The 12,525-nt window shown below is 61.8% G+C and carries 11 protein-coding genes; 4 read left to right on the forward strand and 7 right to left on the reverse strand.

Annotated elements, in window-relative coordinates:
- Nucleotides 1–21: 21 nt before the first annotated feature.
- Genes HYG82_RS22645 through HYG82_RS22660 form a run of 4 tightly spaced genes read right to left on the reverse strand, consistent with a single transcriptional unit; the run spans nt 22 to nt 4,912 of the window.
- A complete protein-coding gene (locus HYG82_RS22645) occupies nt 22–1,245 on the reverse strand; it encodes an iron transporter (RefSeq protein WP_179259410.1) in 1,224 nt (407 codons plus the stop codon).
- Entirely contained in the window at nt 1,242–1,397 is a 156-nt protein-coding gene (locus HYG82_RS22650) for a hypothetical protein (RefSeq protein ID WP_179259411.1), read from the reverse strand. Before HYG82_RS22650 ends, HYG82_RS22645 begins: the two co-directional genes overlap by 4 nt.
- A complete protein-coding gene (locus HYG82_RS22655; RefSeq protein WP_179259412.1) occupies nt 1,385–2,278 on the reverse strand; it encodes a 1,4-dihydroxy-2-naphthoyl-CoA synthase in 894 nt (297 codons plus the stop codon). Before HYG82_RS22655 ends, HYG82_RS22650 begins: the two co-directional genes overlap by 13 nt.
- Before the next feature lie 54 nt (nt 2,279–2,332).
- A complete protein-coding gene (locus HYG82_RS22660; protein WP_179259413.1) occupies nt 2,333–4,912 on the reverse strand; it encodes an efflux RND transporter permease subunit in 2,580 nt (859 codons plus the stop codon).
- A 141-nt stretch (nt 4,913–5,053) separates the two neighbouring features.
- Here HYG82_RS22660 and HYG82_RS22665 point away from each other — a divergent pair, with 141 nt between their 5' ends.
- The 4 genes from HYG82_RS22665 to ddfA all read left to right on the forward strand — a co-directional run bounded on the left by HYG82_RS22665 (nt 5,054) and on the right by ddfA (nt 8,232).
- Nucleotides 5,054–5,812 carry a TrmB family transcriptional regulator gene (locus HYG82_RS22665; RefSeq protein ID WP_179259414.1) on the forward strand — a complete coding sequence of 253 codons (759 nt, stop codon included), beginning with the start codon at nt 5,054–5,056 and terminating at the stop codon, nt 5,810–5,812.
- Between the two features lie 389 nt (nt 5,813–6,201).
- Complete coding sequence (locus tag HYG82_RS22670; protein ID WP_179259415.1) at nt 6,202–7,221, forward strand: J domain-containing protein; 1,020 nt, start codon at nt 6,202–6,204, stop codon at nt 7,219–7,221.
- Nucleotides 7,222–7,327: 106 nt separating this feature from the next.
- Nucleotides 7,328–7,813 (forward strand): Lrp/AsnC family transcriptional regulator, encoded by a 486-nt coding sequence (locus HYG82_RS22675; RefSeq protein WP_179259416.1) that lies wholly within the window; start codon nt 7,328–7,330, stop codon nt 7,811–7,813.
- Nucleotides 7,814–7,941: 128 nt separating this feature from the next.
- Nucleotides 7,942–8,232 carry a DdfA family disk-determining factor gene (gene ddfA, locus HYG82_RS22680; RefSeq protein ID WP_179259417.1) on the forward strand — a complete coding sequence of 97 codons (291 nt, stop codon included), beginning with the start codon at nt 7,942–7,944 and terminating at the stop codon, nt 8,230–8,232.
- A gap of 271 nt (nt 8,233–8,503) precedes the next feature.
- Here ddfA and menD read toward each other — a convergent pair whose 3' ends face one another.
- The 3 genes from menD to HYG82_RS22695 form a co-directional block, all read right to left on the reverse strand.
- On the reverse strand, nt 8,504–10,360 hold the full coding sequence (gene menD / locus HYG82_RS22685; protein WP_179259418.1) for a 2-succinyl-5-enolpyruvyl-6-hydroxy-3-cyclohexene-1-carboxylic-acid synthase: 1,857 nt from the start codon (nt 10,358–10,360) through the stop codon (nt 8,504–8,506).
- Nucleotides 10,357–11,715, reverse strand: a complete 1,359-nt coding sequence (locus tag HYG82_RS22690; protein ID WP_179259419.1) for an isochorismate synthase — start codon at nt 11,713–11,715, stop codon at nt 10,357–10,359. The genes menD and HYG82_RS22690 overlap by 4 nt, the downstream gene beginning before the upstream one ends.
- Before the next feature lie 65 nt (nt 11,716–11,780).
- Nucleotides 11,781–12,377 carry a sulfite oxidase-like oxidoreductase gene (locus HYG82_RS22695; RefSeq protein ID WP_179259420.1) on the reverse strand — a complete coding sequence of 199 codons (597 nt, stop codon included), beginning with the start codon at nt 12,375–12,377 and terminating at the stop codon, nt 11,781–11,783.
- Between the last annotated feature and the right edge of the window lie 148 nt (nt 12,378–12,525).

Consider the following 12,525-nt stretch of genomic DNA (forward strand, 5'->3'; position numbering starts at 1 on the left):
GTCGACATTTTTGATGGTCACTCACGCTCCCGAAACGACTAGCTCGATCGAATTCGCGTCGAAAAAGGCCGTTTCGTACCCCTGGTGACGGGCTGTTTGCGGGGGGGATTCGACGATTATCGTCACCGAATCACCCGGCTGGACGGCAGCAACGGACCGTCCGTAGTGGAAACCAAACTCGTCGTCGAGCGTCGGTTCGAGCGTCCGATCGAGGATGCTCGTGCCGGTTCGGTCCACGGTCGCGCGAAGCGTCATGTTCGCCAGCGGAACCCGATTGTACGGCGTCCGCGGCGAAACGAGCAGGTACCGCTCGTCGTCGCCGGAAAGCCGCGATCCGGCCTCGAGCAGCGTGGCGACGACCGTCGCGTCACCGCTGCTCGGACGTACCTCTCCGGACGAGATGTCGGATTCCGCGTTCGGGTCGATCAGGTGGGTTCCAGGGTACCCCTCCGCAGACGGCAGTGCGGAGTAGGGAATGCCCGCGGTCGAATCGCCGCTGTCGTTGTGAGACTCCCCGCTGTGTCCGAGCATCGGCTCGAGTGCCCCCCGTTCTCCCCAGCGCTCTCGCTCGAGTAATTCGATACCGTCGACGACGTTCTGGCGAAACTGTTCATCGTACGTGAATTCGAAGGTCGCAGTCGCGCGGTCGGTCAACCGGTCCTTGAGGGTGCCGGTTCGTCTCGTCGGAATCGGTCCTACCGTGAGCGTCACCGTGTACCTACCGTCTGCGGGTAGCACGACGTTATCACCGAAGTGAACCCCCATCTCCTGGGAGAGCATTGGCCACAGCGAGCGTGACGCGATCCGATCGCCGTCCCGTTCGATCGTTGCTCGAGGTCCAATATCGACGGGGATGACCGTCTTCGTCTTCGGGTCCCAGACGGTGACCATCAGGTGGACGCCGCGGCCAGCTTCGGGCTCGACGAGCTGGGTGTCCGTTCCGGTGACGACCCAGAACGGATGCGGATACGTAAGCATCGGCGCAACCGCGTAGTCACCGGTTTCGATCGGCTCGAGGACGCGCATCGATTTCCGATGACCGGGGAGATAGACTGCATCCGGCGGATCGTCGATTCGCGGGATAACCGGCGTCCCAGCGGGTTCGTCGTCATCGGTTGCTCCGGGTTCGTCATCGCTGCGACTTTCGTTTCGGTCGTTTCCTCCGTTATCCGGAGCCTCACAGCCTGCGACTCCCACTGCGACTGGGAGCAGACTCGTCCGTTGGAGGAACGTTCGCCGATTCATGTCGTCTCACCGATCGACGTCTCACCGATCGACGTCTCACTGATCGATGTTTCACCGATCGACGTCTCACTGATCGATGTTTCACCGATCGACGTCTCACCGATCGTTCCGAACTGCGTTCCGGCGTTGTACCGCGTACTCAGTACTGCCACGGAAAGTCGTCGAAATCGGGTTCGCGTCCCTCGACGAACGCGTCCCGGCCTTCTTTGCCCTCGTCGGTCATGTATCCGAGGCGCGTGGCTTCCCCGGCGAAGACCTGTTGGCCGACCATTCCGTCGTCGGTCATGTTGAACGCGTACTTGAGCATCCGCATCGCCGTCGGGCTCTTCGAATTGATCCGCCGGCCCCACTCGAGGGCGGTCTCCTCGAGTTCTTCGTGGGGAACGGCTTCGTTGACCATCCCCATCTCCGCGGCCTCTTCGGCCGAATAGGTCTTCCCGAGGAAGAACACTTCGCGAGCCTTCTTTTGTCCGATCTGCTTGGCGAGGTACGCCGATCCGAAGCCCGCGTCGTAGCTGGCCACGTCGGGGTCGGTCTGGAGGAACTTCGCGTGTTCGTCGCTCGCAAGCGTCAGATCGCAGACGACGTGCAGCGAGTGGCCGCCGCCGACGGCCCAGCCCGGCACTACACAGACGACGATCTTCGGAATGTGGCGGATCAGACGCTGCACCTCGAGAATGTGGAGCCGACCCTGTTCGGACGCCCGTTCCTCGTCACCGTCGTACTGATAGCCGTCCTCACCTCGAATCGTCTGGTCGCCGCCGGAACAGAACGCCCAGCCGCCGTCTTTCGGCGAGGGGCCGTTTCCGGTCAGCAAGATGCAGCCGACGTCTGTCTGCCGCTTGGCGTGATCGAGTGCGTCGTACAGTTCGTCCACCGTCCCCGGTCGGAAGGCGTTTCGAACCTCGGGGCGGTCGAACGCGATCCGGACCGTCCCTGAATCGACCGCGCGATGGTACGTGATGTCTCGAAAGTCGCGGTCGACGCTCTCGACGGATTCCCACTGCTCCTCGTCGAACAGTTCCGAAACCATTGCCTACGTGTCGTCGTCGATGGCTGAAATAGATTCGCGTCTCGAGAGCCCGGATCAGGAAAGCGCGATCGAGCCGTCATCGGAGCCAGTTATTCTAATCCAGACTACAAGCAAACTCGGCAAGACGAGGATACTCGCGAGGAACGCGTAGCCGATCGCGACGCTCGTGACGAATCCGAACCGCTGTAACGACGGCACGAGGGCGAGGACGAGGACCCCGAAGCCCGCGGCGGTCGTCACAGCACTGGCGAGCAACGCTCCTCCCGTCCCGCGGACAGTCCGCCGAAGTGCGGAGATGGTGTCCGGTTTGTCGGTGTATTCCTCGAGGAACCGCTCGCCGATGTGGATGGCGTAATCGACGCCGATCCCGATTCCGATCGCCGCGATGATCGCTGTCTCGGGAGTGAATGCGATTCCCGCGAGATACATCGTTCCGAACAACCACGCCTGGGCGAACAGAACGGGGGTCAGTACGACCGCTCCCAACGAAAGCGTCCGATATCGGAGCCAGAAGATCAGCGTCAGGAACGCGGTGATCACCCCGAACGTGATGAGGAAACCGTCGACGAGCGTCGTAAGCAGGCCTTGCTGAACGATTTCTTCGATGATCGGTCGTCCGGTCGCAGTCACTGTCAACTCGGTCTCCCCTTCGATCGTCGTCGCGACATCTCTCATCTCTTCGGTTACGGTCCCGGTGTCTGCCCCGCCGGAGAGTCCCACCGAGAGCCGAAGCGATCGATACGCCCCGTCTTGACGGTGGATCGTGGCAGCGGCCTTCTCCGGGGCTGCGCCGTAAACGGCATCGTAGATCGCAGTCAGATTTTCGTCCGGGACCCCATCGTCGTCCGTGTCGGCCTCGGTAACCATCGCAGCGACCGTTTCGTTGGTGGCGGCAACCGAATTGATCGTTTCCAGTGGTCCCGTCACCTCCAGACTCCCGTCAGCCAGTGTTACTGCGGACGATGTATTCGCCAGGTGGCCCTTGCCGGCGGCGATCCGCTCGAGCGCGTCCGATTCGGTAACCGGGCCTTCTATCAAGAATTCGGCTCGGGATCGGTCGCTGGGCTGGGCGAACTTCGCGTTTATGTACTCGGCGTTCTCCCGGAGTTCGTACTCGCTCGGCTGGAACGATTTCGGGAGCGAATCCATCCAGGCCGGCGAGTCCCGCGGGAGGAAATCCGTCTGATCGACCGACGTCTCGATATCCGTCGCGGCAGCTCCGCCGGCGACGCTCAGGACCACCGCGATGGCGATGACGACGTATGGCGCTCGTCGGGCGACGTCTGTGCCAACGCTCAATGCGTTACCTGCCGCGCCTGCGCGACCGAACGCGGAGGCACGGTGCGTGTATCCGATCCGGCCGAGTAGCCCATCGAGTTCGATTTTCAGTGCGGGCAGCAGTAGACCGAAGACGAGAAACGCCGCGACGATTCCGACGGCGCTGACGATGCCGAACTCCCGGATCGATTCGAGCGGGCTGACCGCGTTCGAGAGGAATCCGACCGAGGTCGTGAAGGTGGCTGCACCGATGGCAACGACGACTCCGGCGAGGCCGCGACGCATCGCTTCCCGAGGCGTCGCATCGGGATCGTCGAAATGGGCTTCTCGGTACCGCATCACGACGTGTAACGCGTAGTCGATGCTCAACCCGATCAGCAAGAACGGGACGGCGATCAGGATCTGCGTTACGCCGATTCCGGCCCAGCCCATGAACCCGGCCATCCACGCGAGAACGAGCGCCACGCCGAGGAGTCCGAGAGCGACGTCGAAGACGTCCCGATAGGCGATGCCGAGAACGGCAAGAATCAACAGGAGCGCGACCGGAGAGATGATCGCGAAGCTCTCACCGGTCGCCTGGGTACTTTCCTCGTCGACGATCCCGGCCCCGAAAACGAAACTCTCCGATGTGATGATACGCGCAGAGAGGTCTTTCAGCTCGAGTTGGGCATCGACGACTTCCTGTGGAAGGTCGTCGCCAGCGGCGTTGCTCGTATCCTGGAACACGTACAGGACACGACCCGTCGCAGTCGTCGATCCCGGCTCGTAATCGGTCGTCAAAAGCGAGTACGGCTCGACGGGACCCCTGTTCTCCGAGTCGGGATCCAAAACGCGTTCGACGGTCGCTTCGACCTTGCGTTCCGGCATCGACTCGAGGTGTGAAATCTGCGCGTCGATCGACGGTGTCTCCGACCGGGAACCGCTGCGTTCGGGTTGCTCGTCGGTTCCGTTTCCGGGCCCCGATTCGCGCTCTGACTGGCGGATGGCCGTCGTGGCGACGACATTCGACAGCCCGATCATCGAGCGGTTCGTGCGCAACGTGGTCGTCACCTCCGGATCGTCGGCCACGGCTCGCTGAAATCGTAAGGTCTCGAGGAGCGACTCCTTCGAGAGTACGTTTTCGCCTCGAGTAACGACCTGAACGACGGTCGTGTTCTCGCCTTCTGTCGTGAAGTTCTGCTGGAGCGTCTCGTACGTTTCCGCCTCCGTCGAGTCGCTGCTGAAACTCGCGATAGAAAGTTCCGAATCGACGTTCCCCGCCGCGCTCCCGACGACCAGCGTCGCTACCAACAGGACCGCTATGATGAGCTTGCTGTGATCGGTCACGAACCTCGCGTACCGCGCGGCTGGGTTCATTACCGACCCGTTCGGCTCGGTGCCTATAAATATTGTATATTTCTACTAAATATGTTCGAGCGAGTATCCCTGCCACTCATAGGCCCGCCGTGCAAAGGGTGGTCCAGACGGAACGAGGGCCACGAATACTGGACGCCATCTATGAGTACACGAGATGCAGTCACAGCGTTGAAACGACTCGGATTACCGAATTATCAGGCGCGTACCTTCGTCGCCCTCCAGCAATTGGGAACCGGTACCGCCCAGGAGATCAGCGACGTCTCCGACGTCCCTCGTTCGCAGGTCTACGGTGCCGCCGACGATCTCGCCGAACGCGGACTTGTCGAGGTGACCGAATCTTCGCCGAAGGAATATCGCCCGGTGAGCCTCGCCACGGCGCGTGAGCAGTTGACAAATAGGCTCGAGCGAGAACGCGAGCGCGCTTTCGACAACCTGGCTCAACTACGAACGGCACCGTCGGCGCGTGGCGACGACCAGTCCGTCTCGACGCTCCGCGGCCGCCAGCCGATCGACGACCGGATCGCGAAATTGGTCGAGTCGGCCGACTCGAGGGTCGTCTTCGTCGCGCCTGAAGCCAGTTCGCTGTCCGAACAGATCGAGACGAAACTCCGCGAGCAGGCTGCTCGCGGGATGTTCGTGACCGTCGTGACGGCCGAGGAATCGGAGCGCCCCCGGTTCAGCGAGAGTTCGATTACTGTGATCGTGATGGGAGAAGACAACCCGGCCGATTTTGCGGGTCGGGCACTCATGATCGACGACAGGACGGTTCTGTTGTCGGTCGCAACGGACGACGACACCGTCGACGAGGAGGCGATGTGGACGGCCGGCAGTCGTATCGGTCGCATTTTGACACAGTTCATGCAGTCCGGCATCGAATCCGGGCGAGAACGGAATCCGTAACGATCGAAATTCCACCGTTCCACGGTGGTATACGCGGCTGGTCGTTCCGCCAACTTCACAGGCAGTACGAGGCGGGTGCTACGGGGCTTGACACCGAGGCGGTTGACTGGAATCAGTCGGCGGGTGCGATCGGCCGATAAGAGGCACCCGAAGCGCCAGCGGACTGCTATCAGCGTGTTCTCTACTATCGACCAGTACAGCTCTCCAATGACGATATTCGTCGCAGTTACCGGAATCGAATTTGATATAGCGTTATTCGATTTATTTGTCGTGTATCCGTCTCACTAACCTGCCGACAGCCTTGGTGAAATCGCCCGTCAGCGACGAGCACGCGGGGCCAGACGTCTAGCCCAAGTGATTTTTACTCGGCAGTCCCAACCGGCTACGAAATGGGCGAGACGTACTACGAGGTCCTCGGGGTCGACCCTGACGCGACTCGAGACGATATCGAGTCTGCCTACCGCGAGCGCGTCCTCGAAACCCATCCCGATCACTCCGACGTCCCCGACGCTGCCGAACGGTTCCAGCGCGTCACGAAGGCGAAGTCTATCCTCATCGATGGCGCGGAACGTGCCCGTTACGATAGACTCGGCCACGAAGCGTACGTCGAGCTCGCCCAGGGGGCGCCGTTCGGCGGTGATTCGACCGCCGAAACCGCCCAGTCCGATCGATCACCCTCCACACCGAACCATTCGACTGAGACGGGACGGGCGAAAACGACGGACGATACCGACAGAGCAACTGATAGCGACAGCGAGGCGGCCGACAGTGGACGGGCGAACGAGCGCAATCGATGGACTAGCACGTCGACTCACAGGGCGAACACCAGCACAGACTCGGTGGCCGACGACACTGGCCGAAAGCGGAGCCACCACGCGCGCCACCGATCCCGACAGCGAACCCGGACGGAACGACGCCGATCGACAGGCGAGTGGCCGTTCGGTGATACCCGAGAGCGGACTCGGAAACACACGTCTTCGAGAACGACTGCGACGGACGGACATACGGTCGGCCCACAGGGTAGCGATGGGTTCCAGTACTCCGTCCACGGCTGGGACGACGAAATCTCCCTCGAGTGGGATGGGCCGCCGATCGACCAATCCACGGCGATTACGGTCGGTTCCGTCGCCCTCCTGTATCCGGTGTTCGTCGCCGCGAGTCTCACACCGTTGTTTTCGGTTCCGGTCAACGCGATCGTCGCCGCCTGTACGCTTGCCCTGATAGGGTACGTGCTTACGATGCCCCGAATCGCGATGGTCGTCTTCGGAACCTGGAGTGTCCTCTTTCCGACCGGAATGGTCGGTTTTTCGCTCGTCGACCTGGCCTCATCGAGGGGCTTGTTCGTGCTCGCGTTCGCCTGGGTCCCCCTCGGGTACGCCGTCGCACTGTGGTGGACGCTTCGACCGTAATGGCGTGACTTCCATCCTGGCCGTTCGGATGCCAGACGCCGGCCGCCAAACGAGGCCATTCGGTTGCACGCCAAAAGTACATCCACAGATACCGGGAATAACGGATATGAACGGACGTCAGCACGAACTCGACGATGTCGACCGAGGAATCATCCATATGCTTCAGAAAGATGCACGGAACAACACGGCCAGAGAGATCGGCGAAGCTGTGGGCGTTTCCGCAGGAACTGTCCGGAACCGTATCGAAAAACTCGAGGAAGACGGGGTTCTTCGGGGGTATCTTCCTGATATCGATTACGAAATGGCCGGCTATCAGTTGTCCATTCTGTTCACTTGCACGGCGAGAAATCCATCCGAGACCCTAGCCGAAGGCATTCTCGACCTCCATGGCGTCATCACCGTTCGAAAGTTGCTCGCCGGCGAGGAAAATTATCACATCGGAGCCGTCGGGACGGACACGAACGACGTCTCGAGTATTGCGAATGCGATCCGTGATTGTGGTCTGGAAATCGTGCGGTCGGAGGTGCTGGACGAAGAGTATATTCAACCGTTTAATCACTTCGGCAAAGAAGCATCTCCACCCAACGAATGAAAAATTCAGAGGTAGCTACCAAATATATACTAGATTTTCTACGGAAACAGCAGAATGTTGCTATTCTATCCAGTATACCCTGACTTTTGCCCGAGGGCTTATACGTTCTCAGCGGCTCTACAGAACTGATGGAACGCGCTCCGACCGCGAGGACTGCTGCAATAGATACACCCTGTATCGAAATTGTAGAACAAATTGCAGCCCTCGAAGACGTCGACCCGACGGAACTTCAGCCCCCCCTTCACGACGTAATCGACCCGGAAGCGGTGAACGATCTCTTTTCTCCAACCAAGCGCAATGGCACTCGCGAATCCGGTCGAGTCAGGTTCGACTACCTCGGCTACGATGTCGTCGTTCGAGGTGACGGCCGCGTCTCCGTTTCGAGCGGGAGGACGCAGAATTCGAAGACTGACGAATAGAACGCGAGTGGAACCGACGAATTTCACGACCCACCGTAGCACCACGCTCAGTTTACGATTACGAAGGGACGGAAAATTGACCTAGTTCAATCCGGTTTCAGTCGGCATCGTCAGATAGGCATTTGACAACTACCGTCACACGGATCGAACGGTCGGCCCTGCGTCGGTTCGAGGCCGCCGACCGACGACATCGTGTCGAGTTCCCACAGGTGGACTCGGCGATGTGAGGCGCTCGCCCAGAGACGACCGTGTCGGGCCGCTGACCGCGCTCTCACGCCGATTCATCGTCGAATTCGACCGCGATCGAATTCCTGACGCGCTCTTCCAGTCGGTCACGCTGCCGGTGGCTCGTCTCGGAGTCGAATTCGACGGCGAGCACTTGCGTTCCGGTCCGCTCGAGCGACCGACGATACGCGGAAATGAAGTCCACCGGCGAAACGGACTCGAACTCGAGGTCGTAGAACGAGGCGAGTTCGTCGAACTCGAGGCCGTGGGGCGTTTTGAACTGATCCGTAAACGGCGGGTCGAAGTTCTCGATCGGGAGCTTGTGGAAGATACCGCCGCCGTCGTTGTCTAGCAGAACGATCGTTGCGTCGACGTTACAGCGGTCCACTGCGAGCAACCCGTTCGAGTCGTGGAGGAACGCCAGATCGCCGGTCACCAGGACCAGCGGGTCGTCGGTTGCACTGCCGGCGCCGAGAGCCGAACTCGTGATCCCGTCGATCCCGCTTGCGCCGCGGTTTCCGAGAACCGTCAGGGCAGCGTCGCGGGGCCGACCGAATCGATCTACATCTCGGATCGGCATGCTATTCGAGACGAAAAGCGTCGCCGGATCCGGTGCGTCCGAGACGACCGATGCGAGAATGGCTCCTTCGAACGGTGCGGACTCGAGCGCATTCGCAGCAAGCGCCTCGTCGCAGGTTTCCCACTGCACACGTTCGGCCGCGTCGAACAGGCTTCGCCAGTCGCCGTTTACCGCTACCGAATTCGCACCACCAGTCCGGCCCTCGCTGTCAGCACTGGTGAGCGCCTCGAGCAATCCGTCGACGACGGATTTCGGTTCAGTGCTCAGCAAGTCGGTTGCGGTGAACGTAGCTTCGCGCCACGCGCCCGCAGGATCGACGAGGAACTGTCGTGCATCGGCATCGCGAAGCCAGTGTCGAAGCGACTTCGACGTGGGAGATGCGCCAAACCTGAGGACGACGTCCGGGTCCGGTAGTTGGGAGATGTATGCATCGTAGCCCCCGTAGATCGACCGCACGCCGTCGGATTCCTCGCTACCTTCGCATCTTTCGTCGACGTGCGAGCCGAATCGAAGCCCTGAGAGCGGGTCCGCGAGGATCGGTGCGCCGAGCTGATCTGCGAGTTCGGTGACCGCTCCCGGGTCGAGCGAGCGAAGATCCGTGGGGTCGGCGGGTCCCGCGACGATTAGCGGTCTCGCTGCAGATTCGAGTGCCTGTCGGAGCGGCCGGTCCTCGTCATCCGCGAGCCGTCGCGTTCCGGGACTCGTTTCCACGAACGCACCCGATCGGCCCCGCGCAGCCGCCGTTTCGGCGAACGAGTCTGGGACGTCGTCGGGGAGATCGATCGGTTCGAGAGGCTTCCGAAACGGACAGTTGAGGTGTACGGGCCCGGGTGAAACGCCGACCGTTTCCGAGAGCGCGCGTGCGGCGGTCGTCCTGAGGCTCCGTACCTTCCGCTCGTCGGGTTCGGGTTCGGGCAGTTCAGCGTCCCACCGCACCGCGTCGCCGTAGAGTTTGACCTGATCGACGGTCTGGTTCGCACCGCTGTCGCGGAGTTCGGGCGGGCGATCGGCCGTAAGCAACAACAGCGGCACGCGGCCTCGATCAGCCTCCATCACGGCGGGATGGAAGTTCGCCACAGCCGTCCCGGAGGTACAGACCAGCGCCGTCGGCTCGCCATTGCGGCGCGCACGGCCGAGCGCAAAATACGCCGCCGAGCGCTCGTCTATGTGCGAGTAGACGTCGACGTCCGGATGATCTGCGAACGCGACCGTCAACGGTGTGGAACGGCTCCCCGGTGCAACACAGACGGCCTCGAGACCACCCTGTGCGAGTTCGTCGGCGAGAATTCGACCCCACAGAGTTGCACGGTTCGGCGCGCTCATCGTTGTTGGTGTGACCGCAGTTCGTCGAGAATCGGGCGGAATTTTAGCTGTACCTCGTCCCACTCTTCGGCCGGGTCGCTGTCGGCGACGATCCCGTTTCCGGCAAAGAGCGTCACCGTTCCGTCGCTCGCGACACCGGAGCGAAGGGCGACTGCGAACTCGCCGTTGCCGTCGCCGTCGAACCAGCCCACGGGCGCGGCGTACCAGCCACGGTCAAACGTCTCCGTGTCGCGAATCGTCTCCCACGCCGCGTCGGGTGGGACGCCACCGACGGCGGGCGTCGGATGCAGCGCTTCGACGATCTCGAGGACGTGATGATCCTCCTCGAGCGTCGCTTCGATCGGCGTTCGCAAGTGCTGAATCGTCGCTAACCGGCGTATCGTCTGCTCGCTTACGACGAGTTCCCGCGCGAGTGGAGCGAGCTGGTTTCGGATCGCGTCGACGACGAGTTCGTGTTCGTGCTGGAACTTCGCGTCGTCTCGCATTCGGTCGACGTGCGCTTCGTCTTCGGCTCGCGTCTCCCCCCGAGGGACCGAACCGGCGAGCGCTTCGGTCTCGACACTGTCGCCTCGTTTCGAGACGAGCTGTTCGGGTGGTGCGCCGAAGAACGTGCCACCGACCCCGTAGCCAACGAGGAACCGATAACAGTTCGGGTACTGTTTGCGCAGTCGCTCTAGCGTCGCGGGGGCGTCGACCGACTCCTCGAGGTCGACCGAAAGCGCCTGTGCGAGGACGACTTTCGTCAACCTCCCGCCGGCGATCCGCTCGAGAGCGGTTTCGACCTGTCGGACCCACGCGTCGCGTGAGGTGGTTCGCTCCGTTCGGGCGACGCCCGGTGGGGTGCCGGACGAGGGATTCGTCATCGGCGTTGCGACCCGTTCGTGCCAGCTCTCGAGGCGATCCCTGGCCTCGTCGGTTTCTTCCGCGACGGCCGTCAACCACGTTTCGTCGTCGGTTTTGCTGACGAGCACCTGTGGGACGACGAACGAGGCGGCATCGAAGCCGCCCCAGGGAGGTCTCGGCTCGTGGCCGTCGTAGAACGAAAAACCGCCAAACGCCCGCGGTCGGGCGTGATCTGGTCCGTCGTGTGCGAGCGCACCGAACACTCGGTCCGCCTGCGCTCGGATTTGATCGAATCTGCCGGGGCCGCTGGCTGTAAAACGGGCGGCGACGCCTCGGCCGATGATTTCGAGTCCATCGGGTGTGGCCCACTGTACCCGCGGCTCGGCGTCATCGTCGAGAATCTCCGCGTAGGAGACTGTCTCGAGTTCACGACTGCGGCTGACCAGTTCGACAGTACGGTCCGTCGACTCCGTTTCTTCGGCCAGCCGCCCTCCACCCGACGATCGGTCCATCGACCGCACGTGAGGACCGCCTCGCCTTCAGCCTAACTATTTGCTGACCGCTATCTCGAGGAGCGTTAGCTATATCGTTCCTCCTGCCACGGGTTCGCCGTTAGTGAGTACCCGCGTCGCTCCCAGTACCCCCGGGTCGGTTCGGTACAGAATTCGATACCGTCGACCCACTTTGCGCCCTTGTAGGCGTATTTGTGGGGAGTAACCACCCGAAGCGGACCGCCGTGATCCGCCGGGAGAGGGCTTCCGTCGAATCCCCAGGCGAATAGCACCTCCTCGCGCATGCAGTCCTCGAGCGGGAGGTCCGTAGTGTAGTCGTCCATCGCCGAGAAGAGGACGTGGACGGCATCGTCGTGGACGCCCGCTCGCTCTGCGAGTTCGGGAAACCGAACCCCGGTGAACTCGCAATCGAATTTGCTCCAGCCGGTAACGCAGTGAAAGTCCTGCGTTTGAGTCACGTTCGGCAGGGACCGAAATTCGTCCCAGGAGAACGTCAGTTCCTCATCGACCGCACCGGTGACGGTAAACTCCCACGTTTCGGGATCCCAATCGGGCGTCCCGCTTTTCGAGAGAACCGGAAACTGTGTCGTCTCGCGCTGTCCCGGCGGCAGTCGCTCGTCGCCGAACTCTCGATACAGGTTCGTCACGTCGGTATCGTCCATACGCGTGTGTACGTACCGACGGACGTAGATGTGACGACAGACGTGCCGGTGATGTCGCCGATGCTTGCGTCTTGGACGGCCCGCAGGAACGCCGTGGCGTTTCACCGAGCGATGACTCGAATGGATCGCGGTCGAAACCAACACACGA

The organism is Natrinema halophilum, from assembly GCF_013402815.2.
Taxonomy (GTDB): Archaea; Halobacteriota; Halobacteria; order Halobacteriales; family Natrialbaceae; genus Natrinema; species Natrinema halophilum.